Origin of the sequence: Chryseobacterium sp. Y16C, assembly GCF_022488405.1 — a bacterium.
Lineage (GTDB): Bacteria > Bacteroidota > Bacteroidia > Flavobacteriales > Weeksellaceae > Chryseobacterium > Chryseobacterium geocarposphaerae.
The window spans coordinates 1,567,665-1,590,189 of sequence record NZ_CP092711.1 but is presented as its reverse complement, the minus strand read 5'-3'; the positions used below and the strand labels follow the sequence as shown (position 1 = coordinate 1,590,189).

The following is a 22,525-nucleotide window of genomic DNA, read 5'->3' as shown; positions in this document are numbered from 1 at the left end:
AAAGAAGAGAACATAATTATGTCAGAAAATAAGCACATTAGTATATCAAAAAATATAGAAACCGGAGATCAGACCGATTTTCATTTTCTACGCAGAACAGGTATTGAATACATAGAACAACTGGGAGGAAAACTTTGGACAGATTATAACTCCCACGATCCCGGTATTACCACTCTGGAAGTGTTGAGTTATGCCATAACAGATCTTGGAATGAGAATGAATCTGAATATGGAAGATATCTTAGCATCCGAAGATGTAGACAAAGATATTCATACGCAGTTTCTAAAAGCTACAGAAATTTTGCCTTCAAGACCTTTAAATGAGCTTGATTACAGAAAGCTATTTATAGATATCAGTTCAGTAGCGGGTCATAAAAGACCCATCCGCAACTGTTGGCTGGTTCCTAAAGATGAAACATTGTATGTGGATTGTAAAACAGGGCAGATAGACTTCAATCCTATCGGGGAAAAAACGCAGTACTTCAATATAAAAGGACTGTATGATCTGTATGTGGATTATGCTGAAGATATTGATAAAGTAGGTACAGGATGCGAAAAATCTAATATCAAAACTCAGATATTAGACCGCTATCACGCCAATAGAAGCCTTTGCGAAGATTTAGCTGAAATTAAAGAAGTGGAAATCCAGAAAGTCGCTGTATGCGCCCGTATCGGACTGGTAAACAAGGCTGATGAAGAGCTGGTGCATGCCAAAGTAATACGAACAATCAATAATTACTTATCTCCGGAAGTTCATTTTTATTCATTAAAACAAATGTTGGAAAAAGGACTGACTACGGATCAGATTTTTGAAGGACCGCTTTTGGATAATGGCTTTATTGATACTGAAGAACTTAAAAACAGCCAGTTGAGAAGAGAAGTCCGTATTTCCGATATCATCAGTGAAATTATGAAAATTGATGGGGTTAAGGAAATCCATGAAATCTCTATTGCAGGTTGTGATAACGTGATCAAGCAGACCAATGACTGGTTGATTTGTATTGAAAAAGGCAGAAAACCTGAATTGTGCGAGCTAAGTTCATTTAGCTACAGTAAAGGTTCTCTTCCGTTAAATATCAATGACAAAAAAGTTCAGGAGTATTTAGAAACCCTTCAAAGAGAAGAAGAGCTACTGAGAGATAATGCCAGATTAAATAAAGAATTGGCTTTACCACAGGGAACATCTTATGATATAGCAAACTATGCTACGATCTTAAATGAATTTCCGGATACTTACGGAGTAGGAATATCAGGCATTATAGGAAATAAGACTCCCGAAAGAGAAGCTTTGGCAAAGCAGCTAAAAGGATATTTATTGTTTTTTGATCAAATACTTGCGGGTTACTTCAAACATCTTGAAAAAGTGAAAGAAGTATTGAGTGTTAATGGAAGCTTAAAAAGAACATTCTTTACACAGGCTCTCAAAAATATTAAAGGTTTTGAGGAATTGGTTCCTGACTATCTTGAAAATGATGATGAACTTACTGATTCCCTGTATGAGGAACTGGATAATAGTGTAGAGCGACGAAATGAGATTTTGGATCATTTGATTTCCCGTTTTGCTGAAACATTTAGTGACTATACTTTCTTAATGAAATCATTATACGGAAAATCTACCGATGAAATTGTACTGAGCAACAAAGAAAAATTCCTGAGCGAATACAAATCATTAAGTAAAGATCGCGGATTAGGTTATAATTATACCCTGTTTGCAGATTCAGATCTTTGGAATACAAATAATATTTCCGGGGTACAGAAAAGAATAGCCCGTTTGTTGGGGATTAAAAATTATCAGCAAAGAAGTTTGTCCCAATCGCCGGTTTCGATTATCAAAACAGAAAATAGTGAAGGGAAGGCAAGTTACACCTGGAAAATAAAAGATGCAGAGAGCAATATTATCTTATCATCTGTCAATACTTATCAGATTGAGTATGCTGCAACCAAAAATCTTAATGAAGCAATTTATCAAACGATTCAGATTGATCAGGAAGATCTGGAAAATGCATTGAAGAAATTGGATGAAGATGATCCTAATACCATAGAAAAACTAAAAAACTGTCAGGATGGTTACTGTCTGATTGGCAATATTAAAATCCGTGTTTCGGCAGGAGGTAACTACTATTTTGAAATTGTAGATGATACCGTTGAGAAAAATGTGATTGCCACTCATAAAATGACCAATCCTTATTCCACGCTGCAAGAGTTGAAATATGGAATCAGAGAGATTGTAAGATATTTTAAATATGACTTTACCGAAGAGGGGATTTTTCTTGTTGAGCATTTATTGCTGAAACCAACAGCTAAAGATTATAAAATCGTGGGTGGTATTGGTTGTATGTCGATAGAAGAAACCTTCAAAGTGATGTACGATATTGAAACCGAAGATTCTGCAACGGAATCGGTAGAATATTCGGAAGCGTTCATGTCTTCGTGTGAAGAAGACTGCGAAACAGATGTTTTCGATCCTTATTCCTATCGAGTAAGTGTAGTACTTCCGGGGTTTGCTTATCGTTTTCAGGATCCTGATTTTAGACGCTATGCAGAAACAGTTATCAGACAAGAAATTCCGGCCCATGTTCTGGCAAAAATTTGCTGGGTAGGAGATCGGCTGAGCGAAAAAGAAGCGGCTCAGAATGACCTTGCGGAATTTGAAGTTACCTTTAAAAAATACCTTTCAGATAAGTCGAAAAACAATACTGCTAATCTTGGAAACAGCATTCATGATTTATTGATTGCTCTTACCAATCTGAACAATATTTACCGACCGGGAAGACTTTTGGACTGTGCAATGGAAGACGATGACGACTTAGACGAAAAAATCATATTAGGACAATCAAACATATAAAAATTGACAAACAATGAATACTAAATTAGATAATGTAACAACGCAATATAGGAAGTTCAACGAAAATCAGGTACTAACCGAGGGGCAACTCAATGAATTTATCGATTATTTCGAGGATCAGGACAGGCTGTCACGAACACGATTGAGTGGTGTAGGAGTGGTATGTGGTTTTAAATCAGAATACACGAATCTGCTGTTGCCGACTGAAATTGATATGGTGGGAAAAGCAGGATTAGATGATCCTTTCCTTCAGACTATTCTAATTGCACAGGGAGCCGGAGTTACTACAGACGGAGATCTGATAACGCTGCGTAAAAAAAGAGCGAATGCATCAGAAGTTTTAATCGACTTCAGCGATGTAAGATATAAATACTATAGAGATTATACGGATGTCGTCAGATATGAGCATTTCCGTATTGGCGGTCAGCAAATACCTCTTATAGAGCTGATCACTGAAGAAGAATATAGCGAGCTGATAGCAGGAGGCGCTAATGCGGCAGATTTTAAGCTATTCGGAACCATTCAGAATATATATGATAAAATTATTATTCTGTATTTGGAAAGCTATTCCAATGAAGAGACACCATGTCAGGATGCTGACTGTGACAATACGGGAGCAGAGCAGGTATCCAATCTTAGAGTGCTTCTGGCGGATTCGCAGTCTGTTGTTGATCTTATGGATAAAGGTGATGCAAAAGATAGCCTCTATAAACTTCACAATTCTTACGAAGAACTTTTTGATCACTTACCTAAAATAGAAGCTAAAAGAGTTATTTTAGATCCGAGTATTACAAAAGCATCCGATTTAAAATCAAGATTTCAAAATGCTATTGGAACTGTTACGGATCTGGCTGATGGTTTTGGTGCCATTGCGAAAACTTTTAATATAAGTGTTAATTTAGGAGGTGAATCATTGTTTAGCAAATTGAATTCTTTAATGTATCCTAAAACGGCAGGGGTATTAGATGAATATCAATACAGATATGACTTGCTGAAAGATTTAATCGATACATACAACGAAATAAAAGAATTGATATTGTATCTGGATGTTGATTGCTGCCCGAGTATAGCATCATTCCCTAAGCATCTCATGTTAGGTCCTGTCGGTGCAAGGTTGGAATTAGGAGATCATACTCCTTTCCGTCACAGTTTTTATAATTCACCTGTAACTACAAATGATGATGAGAACTACGAAAGAGTTATAATGCTTGCCAATCGTTTTGTACAGAAAATTAATGGATTTCAATCATTCATTGGGCCTGTTAAAATTATTCCTTCTAATCTATATGTAAGATTGGGTAATAAAGCAATACCGTATTATTACCGTGTTGATAAGCCACTATTGGTTCAGTGGAATTATGAAAAAACAAAAACTGATAGAGAAGCCTATAATTTAAGTTATCATACAGCCAATTTAGCGGGAGACGACTTTGTTCAGAATCCGTTGAATTATAATATTGATGACAATGATTTCTATAGAATTGAGGGGCATCTCGGGTTGCCATATAAAACAGCATTACAAAACATCAACGATCTTAAAACAAAATATGGATTGGCTTTTGATGTTATTGCATTGGTATTGCAAAAAGGGGAAAAACCTGGTGGAGAAGTGCCGGTGAAAGAAAAAACAGTATCAATAGAAGATCTTAGAAAGCAATTGCTATCCATTTCCAGTGATATTAGTAATCAAAAAATTAGTTCACAAAGTTTACTAAACATCTCCAAGTTAGACGATAAATTAAGATTGCTGAATCAGGTTGAATTCGCAAAAGAAACATCATCAGAAAGTGTTACGGTTGTAAGACAGGATCCTAAAAAAGACGATGTTGTAAGTGAGCTTTTAAGCGAATTTTTAGAGAGAAAGTCAGGTTTAGAGCATGTGGCTGGTGTAGAGCCGGGGGGAACTTTTGTTTTAATTTATGAATCAGAAACAAACAATCAGGTTTTAGCCGATTTCTCATTGCCATACTTGTGCTGTTCTAAAAAAGATCCTGTATTCCTGGCGTTACCGGAAAGCAAATTATGTCAAAACGATGCTCCAATGGCTATTACGACTGTTCCGTTAGATGGTCAGGTGAAAGCTTTTGTAAATGGTACTCAGATACCGGCAATTACACAATCCGGAGGTCAGAGCTTCTTAGATCCTTCTCTGGTGAATGCAGCGTATTTCGGACAGACCATTACTTTCACGGTTAATGATGATGAGGTTGAGGCACAATTGGTTGTCTACGAACAACCAAACGTATCTGTAACTACAGGAAATATAAGCTACGGAGTAGATACGTCAGATCCGGATGCTACGGTAGATTTCCATGTGAGTGTTCCTAGTGGCAGTTCAGGGCTTACTTATGTATTTAACTTTGGGGACGGAACAGCACCGTTATCTCTAAGTGCTTTACCAGGTAATGGAATTGTTCAGCATAAATACAATCTTGTTGCGGGGCAGGAGGATGTCTTCAATCCAACGCTTACTGTAACTAACGCAAATGGCTGTAGTAAAACAGTTGCTGTAGCTCCATTAAAATTAAAAGGGCAAATGACGGTTGTGTGTTTAAATGGAATGAAGGTGGTGATTCTTTATAGAGATGGTATAGATCCGGGGCATACTTGTAATGATGCTAGTTTTAATTTAAAAGGAAACGGTATTTTAATTCAAGGTGCAACTCCTTACAATGATCCAAGAGGAATTATCAAAGGAAATATCCATTTAAGTAATACATTGGGAAGCCAGGATGCAAAAAATTATTATCCTACAAATGCAACAAGTGGGTTTAGCAGACAAAATACAATTGTTATAACACAGGCGGAAGCACAGCAAATTGCGTTGCTGTCACCAGATGGTTTTGTTAAGTTCTCTCTTGAATGTGCACTAGATTATTGTCATACAGGTGTTGCCTTTACTCAGATTTTCCTGGCAAATGCTACAACACCTATTTACTCAGGTTATCCGAATGGTAACTTCTTAGAAATAAATCCTTGTACGGGAGTAACAAGATAAGAAATTCTAAAAAGGAGTAAGTGTATAACTTCATGGGCAGTCATTCTGCCTGTGAAGTTTACTAAAAGACTTTAATAAATCATTAAAAAATTAATAATAATGAATAATCAATTAAGTGATATATCATCTCTGCGTAATATATCGACTCAATACCGCAAATTCAGCAAAGGACAATATATAGAGTATACCCAGTTCAACGAGTTTTTGGATTTTTTTGAAGACCAGGACCGTTTATCAAGGGTAATGTTGCAGGGAGTGGGTGTGGTATGTGGTCTCAAGCCCAGTCTTACGTATTCAAATAGGCTGTTGAGCGGTATACAGCTTTCTCAGGGAGTGGCGCTCACTACTGATGGAGATTTACTGACACTGAATAATACGAGTGTGGTAAGTGAAGAATTGTACGTAAGTGATTTGAAAACCATCAAGATAGAAAATAAAAAATATACCCATTTTAAAATATATGATAATTTCAAAGTACACTATCCTGCATTTCATGTTAACAACGGCAGAGGAAGCCAGGTTGAGCTGTGGGAATTGGCAACGGCTCAGGAAGCTAATTCGGACTTTCAGCCCATTAGTAACCTTTCAGATTTGGATGACAAATACCTGTTGCTGTATTTAGAAAATTATGAAAAAGAAGTTAAGCCTTGTAGAGGAGTGGATTGTGATAACCATGGAGTTCAACAAATTCGCAACCTTAAAGTATTGCTTACTTCGGCGGCAGGAATTAATAATATTATTGGAGATAACTTGTTGCCATTACCTGATATAGATGGCACAATTCCGAAAAAAATAAAAGATCTTATCCATCCTCATCCTTTGTTTATAGATAAAGTATTGAAGGCTGAAAAGCAAGAACGGGTGATTGTAGAGCGGCTTATTTTAGAAAAAGGAGTTGACACACAATTTACTTCTTCAGATGTAAAGGAGCTGTATGTTGCTGCTTTGGAAAAAATTAATTATGGTGAGTTTGTATTTGATAAAATCAATAAAATCTCAGAAATAATAGGAGTTCAGGGTGCAGATCATGCATCTTTTAAAAATAGATTGCAGGAGTTTTTTGTTCAACGGTTTGGATTTCAGTATGCTTATGATGTTGTGAAAGATGTAATGGATACCTATTCTGAAATTATAAAGTTGCTTCCCAAATCTTTTACTAAAGGCTTTCCGGATTTAGATTCTTTTCCTAAACACGTTTTGCTGGGGAAATTAACATCAGATATCCACCTAGATTCGTTTAGGCATCAGTTTTATAATTCTCCTGTTTTAGATGATGAAAAAGCAATGGAAAGAGTTAAAATGCTAATCAGTCGTTTCGTTCAGCAGGCACAGAATGTTAGGTTTTCAATTAGTTATGAGGAAGAAGCAAGAATTAAAATTATTCCATCACAAAAATTAAATCCTTTAAGTAATAAAGCAGTTCCTTTCTACTATCAGGTTACAGGAGAATTGCTAAAAGCCTGGAATTTTGATAAAACAAGCAATCGATCGGCTGCAGATAATTTAGGATATGCTATTGATTTCTTTTCACCCAATACACAAATGCCTGATAGTCCTTTAAATTTTAATATAGATAAAAATTCATTTTATAATATTGAAGGTCATCAGGGAATGTTTTATGAGGATGCTCTTCAACAAATAAAAGAAATCAGGGATAAGCAGCAGCTGGAATTTGATGTTATGGTTTTGTCTCTGGAAGAATTGGTAGATAATAAAGATCTGTTTAAAGCATATTTCAATGATTATGTGGAAGAACATCCGGGATTGGAACATAAACGCGGAGTGGAGCGAGGAGGTACCTTTGTAATGGTTTATGAAACTATTGGAAGAGATTCAACAGTTATTGCAGATTTTTCACTGCCATATATATGTTGTACTCCGAAATCTGTAATTAAATTGAGTTTACCGAATACGGTTATCTGTGCCAAATCTGAACCTATACCTTTTACGGTGTTCCCTACGAATGGAATAGTAAAAGCTGTTGTGGATGCTAAATTAAACGGAGGTGTAACAGTAAGAAACGGATTGTATTTCTTTGATCCCCAATTAGTAAGTCCTGAATTATATGGTCAGGAAATTACCTTTACTGTAAACGGGAAACCTACCACTTGCAGTATAAAAGTTACTTCACAGCCAGATGTAAATATCGTTGTAGATTCTGTTTATTATCCGGAAGCCGGTTCTAATGCAACAACCATAATCCTTAAAGTTTCGGGAAAAAGCGGGCAAAATTTTGCAGACTATACGTATAGTTGGGATTTCCTGGATAATGGCGGTTGGGTTACCCAGAATCCGGATGCAAAAGGATTGGTAAGCTATACTTTTTATAATCTGTCTCCTGCAAAAATTCCGACAATAAGAATAAATGTGGGCGGAAGCGGATGCTCCCAAAGCGTAAATATCAACAATTGGTATGATGTTCCTGTTGCTCCTTCTGTTGTAATAAATAATATTGACTTCACAGGAGGTGTCCAATGTTGCGAGAGTATTCCTCCTGTTATTAAGCTTAATCTAAAAAGTCCGCAGGAATTTTATCTGTCCCAAGGTAATTCCTTTACATTAAAAGGGGAAAATCCGGGAGTGCAAACGCCTCTTTATTCATGGGTTCAGACCTATGGTCCGGTAGTAACACTTTCCGGAATAACTAAACCAGATCTATTGGTAACAGATTTTCGTATTGAAACATATAAATTCAAGCTTACGGTTGTTGATGCTGATAGCGGAGCATTTGCTACTCAGGAAGTAGAAGTACATGTGTATGAATGATAAGATACTGCATTTAAAAGGGGTGATTATGAAATTTAAATTAAAATCACCTCTTATGCATCAATAAAAATATAATAACAATAAAAATAAAATAATGGCAACAGCAGAATGCAAAATTTCATTTGGAATAGATTATACATCTTCCGTGCCAGTAACAAATACGGCTGCAACTGTGTCGTACGGAATTCAGGGATCTGGAAATCCGACAGTTATAAGTAATATAGATCCCAATAGTGTGGTAGAGCTTCCTGTCATTCAGACTCCTGGCGATTACGATTTGACAGTAGAATTGTCCGCCGGCGGAGTTCTTGCTACCAAAACTGGCTCCTTTACAATAGGAAATTGTAGTTCGTTATCCTGTAAAGAACCACAGATTAATGAAATAAAAATAAAAAACAATGGCCAGATCGTAATGGATTATTTTGTTGACCCTACGGATCTTGCTACACCGGAATATCAGATAGCAACAGATCAGTACTTCAACAATATTATTCAGATGAAAATAGACTTTGATTATACTCCAATCGAAAATGTTTTTATGAATAATGGAAATTATACTTATTCAAGAGAATTATACATTAGGGTAAGAAAGCATTGTTTCTTTAAATCTGTAGGGATTTCAGGTGTTTCCGGTTGGTCTAATGTGGTTAACTTTACATCCGGAAGATGGTCTATGCAAAAAGCTCCTTATACTTTCGATGCATATTGTGTATCGGGAAAATTTGAAGACCCGATTTACACAGATGCTAAAATTTGTTTGACAGGAAGCACATTACTCAAAACGATAAATCTTAATACAGTTACTCCGCAAGTGGGAAGTTTTATTTATTTGACTGATGGTACAACCCCTGCATTGCCCCCATACTTAAGTAGTTTTGATACAGGTGGAGCAAGTGTAGGATTCAATGAAAATGGAATCAGATGGGTGAGATTTGCAAATGATAATGAAAATAAAATCTATGAGGTAGAAAAAGATGGTCGGATCATTGGTGTTTCATCAATGTACCACTGTGAAATTAATTAAAGACTAAATAAAAATCCTCAATTTTTTTTGAGGATTTTATTCACTCTATCTTCTATTATTTTTACGCCTTGTACTTATAATATTGAAAAGCTTGGCAACATCTTTCAGGTGGATTTCAAAATCTTCATAATATTCATTTAAAGAATGAAGAGTAATAATGCCTTTCTCAACATCATGGTTGATGATTCGTTTTACTAAAATTCCTTTTTCTTTGTGAACGATCACGAAATCCCATTTATCATAATGGAGCTTACTTAGCCAATAATCTTGTCTTATATTTCTGCATAATATAATGTCACCTTCAAGATAGCTTTCGTAGGATCCGTTATCCATGCTGTCCCCTTTTACTTCAAAACACATGTATTCGCCTCGGTGCTCCACATCATCGGTAAAAGGAATAGTAGGTAAGCTCTCGATGTATTCTTCATCTGCAAAGTTATGCAAATAACCAGCCTGTGCATATTGATTCGCAAGAGGAACATTCATGATTTTTAAATCTGAAAAAACAACGGGTGAGGCACTGTTATTTAATTTCTTTTGTTGTTCCTGAAGTAGATTGGTCACAAAATAAGCAGTTGTTTCTGGTATTTTTCGTTCGCCTTTTTCCCAATATTGTACAGCTCTAGTACCAACTCCTATAGATTTTGCTATATCAGCCTGCTTCATGTTTAGCTTCTTCCTGATTTCTTTGAATTCTAAATAGTTCATTTTGATATGTTTAGGGTTACTTTAAAAAATAAATACGTAAAAAATTCGTTTTTTTATTTTGAAAAACGAACAATGTTCGTATATTTGTTTCGCTGTTAAAATGGTACAGCACAAATATACAAATTATATTTATAATTTAATATTTATTTGATTTTTAAATGTCCTGTTTATAGTTGTTTGCGATTTTTTACAGGGATTTGATAATTGGTTTGTATTGCGAGTGTCTTATATCTGGATCTTGTTTTTTTAGCTTTTTACAGCATAAATTAAAGAAATAAGAAATTTTTTAACCTATTTAAGTGTAAAAATTGCATTTTTTAAGATGGTTTTTATGTGAATTTTGTGCGTTTTTAAATATTTTTTGTTGATAAAAATGCGCTTTTTATATGGTTAAATAAGATGCTGGCTTAAAACCAGGAACGTAAAACTGCTGTTTAGAATAATATGATCAATGAATTACTATTAGCAGTAAAATTGTTAAATATCTAAGGATAAAAATAAATTAAATGTTGAGCTCTTTTAAACAAATTAAGTAGTGATGCTTAATGTTAACAAAATATCGATTTTTTGTAAACATAAGGAAGTCATCTACTAAAAAGTAACAGTAATAAGTTGGTGTGTTGTTTCTATTGAAAAACACATGATATCAACTTCTTAAAATCAAAATTAATACCTGATTAAACACCCCTTTCAAAGACTTAAATATTGTCTTTGGGGACTCGTATTGACTTAATTAAAGAATAAAAATGTAAAAAAAATAAAACATTAATATATAAAACTCCTAACCAAAATGAAACGTAGCAAAGAATTAGTAGAAAAAAGAAAAGATTTTGTTATTGAATATGTAAAACGTAATCAAAACAAACAGATGAAAGTGATTGTCACAGAGTTAACAGAAATGTTGTTTTTATCCGAAAGAACAATATATAATATTATTCTTCAGGCATAAAGTTCAGCCTTGCTGAACAATATACTCAGAAATTAGATCTTGTAATTATACATTCTAAAAAAGGTAAAAGGACCCAAAGTTATTCTCCTAACTAACCCATGCATCATAATGGACTGTTCGATACCTCCCAAATTTAAGTTTATAGGTAAATACTAAGGTAAAAACGGTTTCTGCTTTTTAAGACCTGTTGTTTCGGGTGAAATATGAACCGGAAAGCAGAAGCCGTCTAACCTGGATGATGAAAAATATCAATTACAAAAAACAGAAAGAATTGTTCATACAAAAATTTTAGAACCATGAAAAAGAAAAAAAAGAAAAAAAATAAGGAAAAACAAGAAAAGCCAACGAAGGACATTTATGATCTTATCGATGAGCTGGCTTACGTAAATAAAAATGGGAATATTCGAAAAAGCAAGAGGTTTTTAGATGATATGTACATACTGGATCAGGATATTTAGAAGTACGAAAAAATCAAAAATCTTTAATTAATAATATATAAAAAAGAATGAATCTGGATAGTATAAAAGCCCTGTTAATAGGAACTGCAATTGCATTTTCAGGCGGATTACTAAGAGTATTGGTCTCTATACAAAACAAAGAGAAAAAACAGCCATGGGAACACTTTATTACATTGTTGATCGTGATAATTGTTGGTTTTACTATGAGTTATTTAATGAACAGAGCTGAACTGCACGATAAATGGTATTCAACAGGCGTACTGTTTGTACTCGGCTATGGTTATGATAAATTTCTGAAAATGATAACAACAAACCTGCCCAATTGGATTGATAAAGCAGTGAACCTTTTTATTGAAAACCGATATGGCGTAAATACAGAAAGACAAGCTGACAAAGAAGAAAATACAGATAATCCGGCTCAATAAAAAATAAGTAAATAATGATATTGAAGGCAGTTCATACCCGGAAACGATAATTTGAAAGTGCTTGCGAAAACAAAGTCATTTAAGTAAAACAATCATGAAAAACTCTTTACTGCAACTACAGAATCCATCACTTAAAAACTAATGAATTCTTCCGAAAAAGAGTCAAATTTGAACTAGAAAAACTGAAAACTCGAAAATAGATAACAAGAGAAAAACTTGAAGTGGTTCCAGCATTACCTGTTTCTCATCACCAGCCAAATGCCACTTCCGATTACTTAAATTCTTTAAAAAATCTACCCTCACGCGGTCAGATTTTCACATTCAACAGGTAGTATAAAACGCAATTGTATTAATTGCGTTTTGTATGCCTTCAAAAAATCAATATGAAATTAAAAAACTAAGTCAATGAAAGCAGCAACTCCTGTAGAAAAAGACAATGCCCACCAAAGTCCAAGCAGAATGCAAAGGCAGCAAGAATCGGTGGTCCCTCTATCTGAGGTGGAAATAACCAATGCAAAGGCACAAAATTCTGGAGATTTAAAAGGTACGGCTGGATCGGTAAATCCGAATCAGTTTAATCTTAATAGTAATGTGATGGCTGTTCATGGTTCGCAAACGATTTATGATCAAGGTTCGCAAATGATGTATAAAAAACATCAGGATAATTTAGCTCAAACAGGGGATATCAATCATCCTGATACAAAAGAAACCGAAAAAGACTATTTAACCACATTAAATACGAATCAGGCACAGAATTATAACGATCTTAAATCGGGAACGTATTTACCGAAGACGCTGGAAGAGCAGGCAAGGGTTCATCAGCAAAGTAAAAAAATTGAAGAAACAAATCCGGCAGTAAAACCAGCAGATAAAAAAGTTACACCAATTAAATCGGATGCAAACCAGTCTCAGTCAGTCAATCCTGACAAAGCTGAAGCAGAAGAAATTGAAAAAGTATCACCAAATGCAAATAGCAATCCTGAATTTGCAGCATTAAGCGGAAAAATCAGTAATACAGCTAAGTCGCAAAAGCAGCATGAAGCATCGAGTAAAGCAAGCAACGATGCACAGGCTGCAGCACCATCACCTTCCAACGAACGCCAAAGTATGGCACAGGCGAGCCAGGTGAACACAATGGACGAGCAGAAAGCAGGGATGTTCAGCAAAAAAGATTTTAAAGCGCAGTTGACTGAAAAAATAGAGGGTATTACACTTCCGGAAAATGAAGAACAAGCAGATGAATTTGAAAAGCATAACAATATAGATGAGGTTAATCAGAAAGCAGTAGGAGATGTTAAAAAAGAAAAAAACATAGCATCTAATGATATTGCTTCCGCAACTTCTGCACAGCCGAATACTGCCGCTCAGCCAACTCGTACTGTTGCCAAAATGCCGACACCGAACATTGGTAAAGCTCCAGGGATACCAAATGCAGCGAAAGCAATGCCTGTGAAAAGAGCTGTAGAAAGTGTAGAACAGCCTATTAAGGAACAAACAGCAAGTATCGACAATGAAATGCAAGCGAATGGAGTGACTGATAATATGCTGGCAAAATCGAATGAACCTACATTTACAGATGCTTTGGCACAAAAGAATAAAGCTAAAACCCAAAGTGTTGAAGCAACTCAACAGTTTAGAGATAAAGAAAATAAGGAATTGTCAAAAACTCGTACTGATGCACAGGTACAAGCGGCAAGTCACATTAGTGGAATGCATAATGTAAGAAAAGGTGGACTAGGCAATGTACATGGTGAGCAAAAGCAAACCTCCGGAAAAGACAGCCAAAAACGAAAAGAAATTGCAGATCATATCAATAGTATTTATCAAAGTTCTAAAACGGACGTGAATTCCATTTTAAATAGTTTGGATAAAACGGTTGCGGATAAATTTGCAAGAGGTAGTGTGGATGCTAAAAAAGCATTTGAAATTCATGTTGATGAAGGAATGAAGGCTTATAAAAAGAAACGTTACGGAGATGCATATGCGAAATATGGTGTTTTAGGTTTGGCTGGTAAATGGGTGAAAGACCAGGTTGTCGGTTTACCGCCTGAAGTCAATAAATACTTTGTAAGCGGTAAGGCTCTGTATATTAAAACAATGGATAAATATATCGATGATATTGCAGGCCATGTTACAACCCAACTTAATGCAGCTAAATTAAGAATTGCCAAAGGTAAAAAAGACGTTCAGACTTATGTGAACAGTTTATCACCAAGTTTAAGAAAAATAGGAAAAGATGCCATTGCAGAGATCCAAAGTAAATTCAATGCATTGGAAGAAAGCGTAAACAATAAAAAAGATGCCTTAATTGATGTGTTGGCTAAGAAGTATGCTGATAATATTGCAAGTATTGATACAAGAATTGCAGATTTAAAAGCACAAAATAGCGGATTGGTTAATCAGGTTCTTGATGTGCTTAAAAACAGCGTGTTTGCTATTATTATTGAAATTAAAAATACGCTTACCAATTTATTGTCGGGTGTTATCAGTGCCATTCAGGCGATTATCATGGATCCGATAGGATTCTTCAAAAACCTTATTGCCGGAGTTTCGCAAGGGTTTACCAATTTCGGAGCCAATATCTGGACTCACTTTAAAACGGGCTTCTTTGGATGGTTAACCGGTGCAATGAAAGGTATTTCTTTAACAATGCCGGAAGATGTATTCTCGTTAAAAGGTATTTTCTCCATTACCACGCAGGTGCTTGGTTTAACGTGGGACGGTATCAGAAGCATTGGTGCAAGAGTGATAGGCGAACCTGTGATGAAAGTTCTTGAAACCGCTTCTGAGAAAGGTCTTGAAATAATCCCGATTGTCCGTAAAGATGGCGCTGCCGGATTATGGGAATACCTGAAAGATCAGTTTGCCGACCTTAAAGCTACGGTGATGGATACTATTATGGATATTGTCCAGACGCAGGTAATACAGGCAGGAATCAAATGGGTGATGGGCTTATTGACTCCGGTTGGAGCATTTATAAAAGCAGCAATGGCAATTATAGATGTGGTGAAATTCTTCATCCAGCGAGCTGCACAAATTATGGAACTGGTGAAAGCTTTTAGTGATAGTATCAAAGCAATTGCAAGCGGAAATGTAGGCGCAGTGGCCAAATCAATAGAAAATGCATTGGGAAGAGCGATTCCTGTACTGATTGGTTTTTTAGCTTCATTATTAGGAATTGGTGGATTGGCAGATAAAGTGGTTGGGGTTATCCGAAAAATACGCCAGCGTATTGAGAATGCGATTGTTAAGTTCTGGAATTTTATTAAAGGGAAGGCTAAAGGATTGCTTGGGAAATTTATGGGGAAAAGTAAAAAAGATAATATCCATGAGCCAGAAAAGCAGAAGAAAATTGATGCCGGATTTATCTATTTAAAGGAAGAAGAGAAAAAAGTAGATGATAACCACAATAATAAGCTTACCCTTGAACAGGCGACTATTGCTGCTAAAAGAACAAAAGCAAAATATCCTGTTTTCAGTTCTTTAAGAGCTGAAAGTAAAGATGATAAAATTATCTATAGATATACAGCGAGTCCAGAAAATATACATGAAACGGGAACTGAATTAGAAAACACAGAAAAAAAGTCTTTGCTTGTTGTTGGAGAACATCCAGTAGTAGGAGAAGGTAGACAGTCACATCACGTTCCTGAAAATAAATTTATGGAAAGAGTGCAGGAATTTTATGGACATAATGGAAAAAATCTAAAAAAAGTAGAAGATTCTAAAAAGGTTAAACACTTTGAAGATATTGGTAATAAACTTTTGCAAAGGGAAGAGGATATAAAAGCTAAGTTTAAAGATGGAAACAATTTATCTGCAATTTTGTTATATGAAAAAACTCATATACATTCTACTATAGCTGTTCATAGTAGAGAATTACAAAAGGATGTTACAGAAAATATAGAGACGAAGGCTACAGAAGACAAAGAACTTATATTTATGGGATACGACGCTTCTAAAAAAACTAAACGGGCTCAAATGAGTTTTAAACATTGGGATAATTTTATTAAAGATGTATATCTTTTTTTAAAAAATAAGAATATTAATGTTAAGAACTTTGTAGAAGAAAATGAAAATAGTTTTGTCATAAAATCATCAGGAAATAAAGATGGAGCACTTAATGTAATTTCAGAAGATATTAATAAACAAATTCAAGAATTATTTGATAATTTTGCTGAAGGAACAGTGCCAAGATCACAACTTGTAAGACAAAAAGTGGAAATTTTAGAGCAGATTAATAATACGGCAATGAAAAGCTATGAAAACGCTTTAGCCGTAGGACTTCAAACCGTAGCTACAGCACTTAGTAAAAGTGATAAAGATGGAGATAAGTCAGAGCATCCAAAGGCATTGGATAAATTGGAATCATTAGCAAGACGAATATGGGAAAATCATATTGTTAAAAAAATAAATTTATGAAATTAAATAAAATACATCAAGATTTAAAAGAAGCATACAAAGAAAAAAAACAGGTGTATCTTAGCTTAGGTTTTGAATTTGAAAATAAAAATGAGATTGAAAGATGTGTGAATATTTTTCGTTCAGGATATTGGTCTGTTGCTCCTTTCGCTTTTGAATCTTATAATAGTTTTGCTATAAAGCTAGTCCCAAATAATAAATTATTTAATTCGCAAATTGTTGCAAAAAGTAATGTTGATTTTTGGACAGTTTCACCTAATTTAAGTTCTTTTATCACAATGTCATGGCTTCGTTTTTTAAATGATATTGACATTATAAATGAGGAAATCAAAGAAAAATGGGAGTTGCTGGAAAAACTATCATTGCCATATAGAGAATATACGGATAATCTTGATTCCTTGAATTTTTTAAAGGAATATATAAGTAGAAAAGAGAATTTAATATACTTTGAAAATCCATCAGACCATTACACCAAAGTATATTTAGATTTTTGGAATCATTACTATAATACTTTACAACAGAAAGAATACGTTCAATTAATGAGTTTGATGATTGAAAATGAATCTTATCTTCCAGATTTTGAAATAAAGGATTATGGTATTTGGAATACGAGAGTTTATAATGCTATTGGTCATAGAGCTTATAATTTGATTGATATTGAAACAGAAAAAAAAGAAAATCACTTTTGGCAAAGTTTTATCCAACCACATGGCTTTGATTCCACTGAAGTTGACTTTGATTTTATACCTTATGCAACATCATCCAGTTTTCAATTAGGTGGTGTAATAAGTAAATTTAAACCTGAATTAGGTTATTTTTCAAAAATGAGTAATCATCCATTATATGAAGTAGGTCAAATTCTTAGTAAAAACAAAAGTACATACAATGGAAATGCTCATATAGAAGCCGCTAAAACAATTGATGAAGAATTAAAAGACCCTATTATGGCATGGGACGCTTTAGTAAGTGCGGGATATTGGAGTGGTGTAAATATTGGAAGTCCTAATATGAATGCTTGGAAAGCAGCTATTGATTTATCTGAAAAGCATGGCTGGACAGAAATTAATGAGGTTTTAGTAGATCAATTAGAATTTTATAATCACTATAAAGACAAAATTTAATCAGCTTATTAAAATTAAAAGCGAAGTTTCTAGAAATAGAAATTTCGCTTTTTTGTATTCAATAAAACTCACTATCTTTAGATAACGTTGAAAAGTTATAATAACACCCTGAAAATTTATAAATAATGAAAAAAACACTATTCATTTGCACCCTTCTATTCAGTTTTTCCTTCATAAGCGCCCAAACTATAGAATCAGGAAGCCATAATACAACAGGTTATATCAAATCAGACGGAACAATTGAAAACAGCAGTCATTCCACAGTAGGATATATCAAAACTGATGGTACGATAGAGAACAAAAGCCACAGTACAATTGGCTATATCAAGAGTGATGGTACGATTGAAAACAAAAGCCATTCAACTGTTGGTTATGTTAAAAAAGATGGGACAGTAGAAAACAGCAGTCATTCCACCATTGGTTATATCAAAGATGATGGAACGGTGGAAGGCAGCAGTCATGGCACGATTGGTTATGCGAGAGGAGTTAAAAAAGAATGGGCAGCGGTGGCTTTTTTCTTCTTTAAGGTGGATTAAGTATATCGAGGGAAGATTCTCGTTAAAATATATAAGTCAAAACAAAGGCTCGGATTATAAAAATCCGAGCCTTTGTTTTTGGATGAATGTGAATATATATAAAATATTCGGTGTGAATTGGGAGTTGCTTCGGCGGTTTATTCTAGTTACTGCAACTACAGGATCGGGAAGGTAAAAAGCTTTAATAAGAAAGAAAAAAGAGTGAATTTTGAGCTTTAAAATAAAAGACGATTATATTAATAAAACAGTCAGAAACAGTAAAGCATATGGAAAAAAACAGATTAACAACCCGGGATAAATTAAAAACCTATTTCGAAACAGGCAAATATCCCACACAAAGTCAATTTTCAGATCTTATTGACCTTTTAAGACTTAAGGATGATATTTTAACGAATAGAGAACTGGTAACCCTTGCCAATAGTTTGGAAGCCATTGAGAACACATTTATTTACTATTATACAAGTGAAGTCGGGGATTTAAAATTGCCGGTTGTGATCAGTTCGAAGGATGAAGAAGACCAAATGATCACTGTTGAAGAAACTTTTGGAAGTTCGGAAAGAAGATATTTATACGGAAGTCCTCCTTATACGATTAGAGTAAAAGAGTTTTCAGAAGGAAAATTAAACGAAAATGAATATTATTTTTTAGGATATCAGCTCAATTCGGCTTATATGATTACCAGACTGTTTGGAAATAACCTTCAAACAATTCCTGATGGATTTGAGCTTGGAGTACTGAATGAGAAAAAAATGCCGATACAAATTTTCAAACAAAATTTTGGGAAACAAATCAATGTTGTAAACACGGGTATTAAGTTTATTAACAATACAGAGATACCTATCCGGTACAGAATAGAGTCAGGAAACTGGAGTGATGGATTTAAAGCAGAAGATGCTGTTACCGATCATTATGATCTATGGGATTATTTATCCTTTTATTATGAGGCAGATCTTAGTGGTAGCAGTCAGTCTGTAAATTGCGAAATCTATGATGTAGATAACGATAGACTTGTATCCACTACTTCACTGCTGGCCGGACAAAGCAGTAGCTATTGGGGTGGTGGTCAAAACTTAAGGGAAATCAGAAATATAAGAATTGAATGCCATTACGCAGCTGGAAAATAAGCAAACGAGATTTTTAAAACACTGAGCTTAAATGTAGATTAAAACTTTCAGGAGCTACTGCAACTACAGAATAGCGAGATCAAAAAACTTTCATAATCAGAAAAAAAAATGAATTTTGAAATCTCAAATTAATTGCTGAATTATTTAATTCTTAAAGAAATAAAGATCACTGCAACTACAGAATGGGAAGCCTGAAAAACTTTCATAATAAGAAAAAAAACATGAATTTTGTCCCATCAAATACAAGTCAAATCCCATATATATAAAAGTTATTTGGAGATTGCAAGACGAGCAAACACAATCCATTATAACTGGAAAATATAAACCTCAATCGAGTAAGATACTCAATAATGAGAAGCCTTTTACTCTTGAAATACTGGAATTTTTTGATGCGCAAGCATGAGAATCTCTTCCACGAAGTAAAATGATAATTTATCAATGTATTGTTTTCTTTCAAGAGTAGGATTGACGCCTTAAAAAGTAGGAATTCTGATGAGTGAGAAACTTTCTTAAAACAGCTGTTGCGACAGTTGGGTAAGGTTCTCCAATGTGAGCTACTTTTCGGTTGAGGTTACTTTTCAATGACAAATCAATAGATTTTCAAACAAATTAAACCCTCAGATAATAACTTGAGTACTGAGTCCTAGAAACAAACAGAACATTAAAATATCATGGAAAAAATAAATAAATTAACCGAAAGAGAGGAATTAAAAACCTATTTTGAAACAGGTAAATATCCGACACAAAGTCAATTTGGTCGATTCATAGATAATTATGTCCATTTAAAAGAGTTTAATTTTGGATTCGATGTCAAGGCAACGGGAAGAAATAAAAGAAAATTCTATCATTTTTATGTGGCTGAAGAAGTTCAAGGAGCTGAAGGACATAGAAACATTGAAAATGAAGAAAAAAATGATCCTGAGAAGATACCTGGATACACCCATGTTTTAAGTAGATATGTGGGATATAAATGCCTACATATCAAATTAACAGATGAATTAGATATAGATAAATATCAGCCTAAGATTATCATAAAACGTTATAAGCAAAGAAAAAGGCTTAAAAGTGGTTACTTAAAACCATCAGGTTTTTATCAGGAGCTTCCGGAAGACGCAAAAAAATGGGACAGAAGATCAGAATATCCTCTTAAGTCTAATGAAATGGATATAGATATTAATCCTATTAACTATTTCAGACCTTACAAAAATAGAAAGGGAGAGGCAGAGTTCTATCCTGCCGGTACATTTAGCAGACCAGGTTCATTTCGATATACAGTTCATCATAGAAAACCATTTTCACTCATTCAAATGTGTTTGGAGATTGATGTAAACGGAACAAAAATAAGGTCGAATCCCGTTAATGTAAAAATTATTTTAGGGCGGGATGACAATGATGTAATCAACTATATCATTGATTAATAAAAATATATAACCTCAATCGAGTAAGATACTCAATGATGGGAAGCCTTTTACTCTTGAAATACTGGAATTTTCTGATGCGCAAGCATGAGAATCTCTTCCACGAAGTAAATGATAATTTATCAATGTATTGTTTTCTTTCAAGAGTAGGATTGACTCCTTAAAAAGTAGGAATTCTGATGAGTGAGAAACTTTCTTAAAACAGCTGTTGCGACAGCTGGGTAAGGTTCTCCAATGTGAGCTACTTTTCGGTTGAGGTTTATTAAAGAATAACTAAAAATACAAGTAGAACATTAATAAATAATTAAAACATGTTATTTTAAAACATATAACCATACCCTCAATCGAGTAAGATACTCAATGATGGGAAGCCTTTAGCTTTTGGAATACTGGAATTTTTTAATGTGCAAACATGAGAATCTCTTCCACGAAGTAAAATGATAATTTATCAATGTATTGTTTTCTTTCAAGAGCAGGATTGATTCCTTAAAAAGTAGGAATTCCGTTGAGAGAGAGGCTTTCTTAAAAACAGCAGCTTCGGCAGTTGGGTAAGACTCTCCAATGTGAGCTACTTTTCGGTTGAGGTTTATTAAAGAATAATTAAAAATACAAGTAGAAAATTATAAATAATTAAAATACGGTATTTTAACACATAAAACATAAAAACACTTAACCATACCCTCAATCGAGTAAGATACTCAATAATGGGAAGCCTTTAGCTTTTGGAATACTGGAATTTTTTAATGTGCAAACATGAGAATCTCTTCCACGAAGTAAAATGATGAATTATTGCTGTATTATTTTCTTCCAAGAGCAGGATTGATTCCTTAAAAAGTAGGAATTCCGTTGAGAGAGAGGCTTTCTTAAAAACAACAGCTTCGGCAGTTGGGTAAGACTCTCCAATGTGAGCTACTTTTCGGCTGAGGTTTATTAAAGAATAATTAAAAATACAAGTAGAAAATTATAAATAATTAAAATACGGTATTTTAACACATAAAACATAAAAACACTTAACCATACCCTCAATCGAGTAAGATACTCAATAATGGGAAGCCTTTAGCTTTTGGAATACTGGAATTTTTTGATGTATGAACATGAGAATCTCTTCCACGAAGTAAAATAATAAATTATCAATGGATTATTTTCTTTCAAGAGCCGGATTAACTCCTTAAAAATAGGAATTCCAATGAGAGAGAGACTTTCTTAAAACAGCAGCTACGGCAGTTGGGTAAGACTCCCCAATGTGAGCTACTTTTCGGTTGAGGTTCTTTTTAAGTGAGAAGCCAGTAGGTTTTCGAAAATTTAAAATTTCAGATAATAAGCATTAGGTTATCTTCAAAAAAGATGAACAATTTGAGAAACTGCATTTTAAATTGACAGAAGTCGATGGTGTTCAGCTTACAGCAACAACGGATGAAAGCTCTTAATCTTTACTGTTCTTAATCCATATCCAAATCATCATTTTTTCATTAAAATCAAATTTTCAATACATGACAGATTTAGAAACAATATTAAGTTGGTTTCAAACCGGCGACATGCCTACAGCAGAAGAATTTAAGCAAACATTCTCTTCTTTTAGGCATAAAAACACAAAAATTTCAATTGCAGAAATCGATGGGCTTGAGGACTTAGATTATGTCCAAAAGAAATACGTTGATGATGCTATAGCAAACATAGAAGGCGGAAATGAAGGTGGAGTTTGGATTTTTCCAATAAGTAGTTAATATAAAAAGAT

The 22,525-nt window shown here is 34.3% G+C and carries 14 protein-coding genes; 13 read left to right on the top strand and 1 reads right to left on the bottom strand.

Annotation, left to right across the window (positions count from 1 at the left end):
* Positions 1-18: 18 nt before the first annotated feature.
* The 4 genes from MKS83_RS06980 (at position 19) to MKS83_RS06965 (ending at position 9,632) form a co-directional block, all read left to right on the top strand.
* Complete coding sequence (locus MKS83_RS06980; RefSeq protein WP_240582549.1) at positions 19-2,844, top strand: hypothetical protein; 2,826 nt, start codon at positions 19-21, stop codon at positions 2,842-2,844.
* A gap of 13 nt (positions 2,845-2,857) precedes the next feature.
* On the top strand, positions 2,858-5,842 hold the full coding sequence (locus tag MKS83_RS06975; RefSeq protein WP_240582548.1) for a PKD domain-containing protein: 2,985 nt from the start codon (positions 2,858-2,860) through the stop codon (positions 5,840-5,842).
* 99 nt (positions 5,843-5,941) lie between these two features.
* Positions 5,942-8,608: a PKD domain-containing protein gene (locus MKS83_RS06970; protein ID WP_240582547.1), complete on the top strand. Its 2,667-nt coding sequence runs from the start codon at positions 5,942-5,944 to the stop codon at positions 8,606-8,608.
* A gap of 94 nt (positions 8,609-8,702) precedes the next feature.
* Complete coding sequence (locus MKS83_RS06965; protein ID WP_240582546.1) at positions 8,703-9,632, top strand: hypothetical protein; 930 nt, start codon at positions 8,703-8,705, stop codon at positions 9,630-9,632.
* A 45-nt stretch (positions 9,633-9,677) separates the two neighbouring features.
* Here the strand turns inward: MKS83_RS06965 and MKS83_RS06960 are convergent, their stop codons facing one another.
* Positions 9,678-10,340, bottom strand: coding sequence for a S24 family peptidase (locus MKS83_RS06960; protein ID WP_100376166.1), 663 nt, complete (start codon positions 10,338-10,340; stop codon positions 9,678-9,680).
* A gap of 790 nt (positions 10,341-11,130) precedes the next feature.
* Here MKS83_RS06960 and MKS83_RS06955 point away from each other — a divergent pair.
* The 9 genes from MKS83_RS06955 (at position 11,131) to MKS83_RS06915 (ending at position 22,514) form a co-directional block, all read left to right on the top strand.
* Positions 11,131-11,289: a hypothetical protein gene (locus MKS83_RS06955; RefSeq protein ID WP_157798748.1), complete on the top strand. Its 159-nt coding sequence runs from the start codon at positions 11,131-11,133 to the stop codon at positions 11,287-11,289.
* A gap of 296 nt (positions 11,290-11,585) precedes the next feature.
* A complete protein-coding gene (locus MKS83_RS06950) occupies positions 11,586-11,747 on the top strand; it encodes a hypothetical protein (RefSeq protein WP_240582545.1) in 162 nt (53 codons plus the stop codon).
* A 47-nt stretch (positions 11,748-11,794) separates the two neighbouring features.
* Positions 11,795-12,172 (top strand): hypothetical protein, encoded by a 378-nt coding sequence (locus MKS83_RS06945; RefSeq protein WP_100376164.1) that lies wholly within the window; start codon positions 11,795-11,797, stop codon positions 12,170-12,172.
* 405 nt (positions 12,173-12,577) lie between these two features.
* Positions 12,578-16,591, top strand: coding sequence for a hypothetical protein (locus MKS83_RS06940; RefSeq protein WP_240582544.1), 4,014 nt, complete (start codon positions 12,578-12,580; stop codon positions 16,589-16,591).
* On the top strand, positions 16,588-17,712 hold the full coding sequence (locus tag MKS83_RS06935; protein ID WP_240582543.1) for a hypothetical protein: 1,125 nt from the start codon (positions 16,588-16,590) through the stop codon (positions 17,710-17,712). The genes MKS83_RS06940 and MKS83_RS06935 overlap by 4 nt, the downstream gene beginning before the upstream one ends.
* A 125-nt stretch (positions 17,713-17,837) precedes the next feature.
* Positions 17,838-18,248, top strand: coding sequence for a 5-fold beta-flower protein (locus MKS83_RS06930; protein ID WP_240582542.1), 411 nt, complete (start codon positions 17,838-17,840; stop codon positions 18,246-18,248).
* Between the two features lie 266 nt (positions 18,249-18,514).
* Positions 18,515-19,372: a hypothetical protein gene (locus MKS83_RS06925; RefSeq protein WP_240582541.1), complete on the top strand. Its 858-nt coding sequence runs from the start codon at positions 18,515-18,517 to the stop codon at positions 19,370-19,372.
* A 671-nt stretch (positions 19,373-20,043) separates the two neighbouring features.
* The gene (locus MKS83_RS06920) at positions 20,044-20,790 is read left to right on the top strand and encodes a hypothetical protein (protein ID WP_240582540.1); all 747 of its coding nucleotides are present in this window, start codon (positions 20,044-20,046) and stop codon (positions 20,788-20,790) included.
* A 1,490-nt stretch (positions 20,791-22,280) separates the two neighbouring features.
* Positions 22,281-22,514 (top strand): hypothetical protein, encoded by a 234-nt coding sequence (locus tag MKS83_RS06915; protein WP_240582539.1) that lies wholly within the window; start codon positions 22,281-22,283, stop codon positions 22,512-22,514.
* Positions 22,515-22,525 lie beyond the last annotated feature (11 nt).